Source organism: Psychrobacter sp. T6-1, assembly GCF_052258445.1.
The window spans coordinates 1-2,574 of record NZ_JBQQFC010000321.1 but is presented as its reverse complement, the minus strand read 5'-3'; the positions used below and the strand labels follow the sequence as shown (position 1 = coordinate 2,574).

General features: G+C 42.7%; 3 protein-coding genes and 1 pseudogene. 2 read left to right on the top strand and 2 right to left on the bottom strand.

Features of this window, described 5'->3' with window-relative positions:
* Positions 1 to 116 precede the first annotated feature (116 nt).
* Positions 117 to 827 carry a pirin family protein gene (locus tag ACTXGO_RS12245; RefSeq protein ID WP_435949332.1) on the top strand — a complete coding sequence of 237 codons (711 nt, stop codon included), beginning with the start codon at positions 117 to 119 and terminating at the stop codon, positions 825 to 827.
* Between the two features lie 33 nt (positions 828 to 860).
* A complete protein-coding gene (locus ACTXGO_RS12240) occupies positions 861 to 1,844 on the top strand; it encodes an NERD domain-containing protein (protein WP_443574742.1) in 984 nt (327 codons plus the stop codon).
* A 3-nt stretch (positions 1,845 to 1,847) separates the two neighbouring features.
* Here the strand turns inward: ACTXGO_RS12240 and ACTXGO_RS12235 are convergent, their stop codons facing one another.
* Together ACTXGO_RS12235 and ACTXGO_RS12230 are read right to left on the bottom strand one after the other, a co-directional pair.
* Positions 1,848 to 2,183, bottom strand: a complete 336-nt coding sequence (locus ACTXGO_RS12235) for a DUF779 domain-containing protein (RefSeq protein WP_443542001.1) — start codon at positions 2,181 to 2,183, stop codon at positions 1,848 to 1,850.
* Between the two features lie 181 nt (positions 2,184 to 2,364).
* A pseudogene (locus tag ACTXGO_RS12230) lies at positions 2,365 to 2,574 on the bottom strand (zinc-dependent alcohol dehydrogenase); the annotation flags it as partial.

Below are 2,574 nucleotides of genomic sequence, written 5' to 3'. Positions count from 1 at the left end.
AAAAGCTAAAAGCTAAAAGCTAAAATTTAATAGTGATAAATGAGTTGTTAGAATCATCTAGCAGCTCTTTTTTATGAGTTAACATATTCATAGGGTCACTCAAACTAGGATATATTATGAAAACTATCCATCATCCTGCAAATAAACGTGGCGGCTCCTATCAGGGTTGGCTAAAATCTAAGCATACCTTTAGCTTTGGCGACTATTACGATCGCGCGCGGGTCGGCTTTGGCGCACTTAAAGTCATTAACGATGATCATATCGAAGGCGGGCACGGACTTAGCTCACACTCTCACCGTAATATGGAGATTGTTAGTATTCCATTATCGGGCACGCTGTTGCACAAGGATAATATGGACAACGAGAGTATCATCAAAAGTGGTGAGATTCAGATCATGTCAGCGGGTACAGGCGTCGTACATTCTGAGAGTAATGTCAGCCTAGATATACCTGTGAAGTTCCTACAAATTTGGCTAGAACCTAACAAAAAAAACGTCACTCCGCGCTATCAGCAGGTCAGTATTATTGATTTGCTAAAGCATAACCAATTCGCTCAAGTGCTATCACCAAATGCAGATGACGCAGGCTTGTGGATTTATCAAGAGGCGTGGTTTAGTGTCGGTGAGTTTGATGCAGGCGTGACCAAAACTTATGCCTTAAATGACACCAGCAGTGGCGCTTATGTCTTTATGATTTCAGGCAGTGTGATTATCGATGGCACTGTATTGCAGCCGCGTGATGGCTTGGGTATTACCGAGACGAATAAGTTTGCGATGGATGTCATTAGCAAGGCGCAGGTACTGGTGATGGAAGTGCCAGTTAGATAACTATTCTAAGAATATAGGTTAAGGATAAAAACCATGTCTCTTATGTCCAGTTTCAAAGGTGTTTTGGGCGAAACCGTTATTAATGTCGCTATGTGGCTCAAGCTTGAAAAAGACATTTATCATCGTCTAAACAATATTACCTTGCCACTAGCTAATGACGGTAGTACCCAGATCGATCATATCATTGTTTCAGTGTATGGCATCTTTGTGATTGAAACCAAGAATTATAAAGGCTGGATATATGGTAGAGAAAAGCAGCGTCAGTGGACGCAAGCCTTCGCAAATGGTCGAAAATTTAAATTTCAAAATCCACTTCGGCAGAATTATCTACACATCAAAACGCTAGCGGATCTGCTTGAGCTGGATATGAGTTACTTTCATTCTATGATAGCCTTCATTGGTGAGTGCGAGATTAAGACGCGTGATGAGCTGTCAGAGCATGTACTAACGAGCGGTATGGCCTCTTATGTAAAGAAAAAACAGGATAAGATACTCAGCGAAGAAGAGGTCAAGTCTATCGTTGAGCAGATTGAGACTAATAGATTTAATAAATCTTGGCGTACTAATCGGCAGCATAAAGCCTATTTAAAAAATAAACATAGCACTTCAAAGAAAAACAACTCTAACACTACCAAAGAGTCTGAGAGGCAATTAGACGTTAAATCATCCTCGAAACTAACAGCAAAAAAGACGCTTAAGAGTAGTGAGGTACATCAGTGGTCAGGTCAAGTTGAACAAGATGATCCGTCGAGAATGCCATTTACGAGCGAAAACGCGGTTTTTATGACGCCGTTTGAGGTTGTAGATGACAAAAGTGAGTCGCTTAGGGCGTTTGAGCAACCAATAGCGATTCTTGAAGACATTAAAAAGCCTACTATTTTGGCCCAAACCATGACTTGTCCAAAATGTAATAGCGAGATGCTCAAGCGCGTGGCTAAAAAAGGCGCGCGTCAAGGTCAGGTATTTTACGGTTGTAGCCAGTTTCCCAAATGCCGCGGGGTGGTGAATATCAACTAAGAATCATTCGACATCTACCGCACAAATCTCCGAGCGCACAATAAAACGCTTACCCTCTGGTATCTCAAGCGAAAAACTTGCGCCGCGACCATTGACCACATCGATAGTTAGATCGGTATGTTGCCACAGCTTATGCTGCGCACGACCCATATAAAACGGACAGCCTGCCAGCTCACCGACGAGCACATCTTGAGCGCCAGTCTTAAACTCGCCTAACGGATAGCACATCGGCGAGCTGCCATCACAGCAGCCGCCAGATTGATGGAACATGAGATCGCCGTGCTTGGACTTCAATAGCTCAATTAATTCGATGCAAGATGGGGTTGCTTCAAGTTTCATATCGGACTCCTTGTCTTTGCAATCTGATTTGTTCACCTTTTATTAAGAAAATATAAAAGGTCGTACCGTTTACGCGCATACTATTAATAGCACGGCACTGAAAACAATACGACCAGTTTTTAAGAATAAAGCGATAAGAGATAGCATAACTGATGTACGTCGTAACGCTACCTGCTGATCACTACATCGAATAGTCAATCACGATACGTCCCTCGATCTTACCGTCACGCATACGCTCAAAGATATCATTGATATTCTCAAGTGGTTCAGCGGCAACGGTCGCTTTTACCTTGCCTTTAGCCGCCATATCTAATGACTCTTGCAAATCAAGACGCGTACCAACGATTGAGCCGCGAATAGTGATACCGTTCAGAACGGTGTCAAAGATAGA

Coding starts and splice junctions, on each gene's coding strand:
- ACTXGO_RS12245 (WP_435949332.1), top strand. CDS start 117: ATGAAAACTATCCATCATCCTGCAAATAAACGTGGCGGCTCCTATCAG.
- ACTXGO_RS12240 (WP_443574742.1), top strand. CDS start 861: ATGTCTCTTATGTCCAGTTTCAAAGGTGTTTTGGGCGAAACCGTTATT.
- ACTXGO_RS12235 (WP_443542001.1), bottom strand. CDS start 2,183: ATGAAACTTGAAGCAACCCCATCTTGCATCGAATTAATTGAGCTATTG.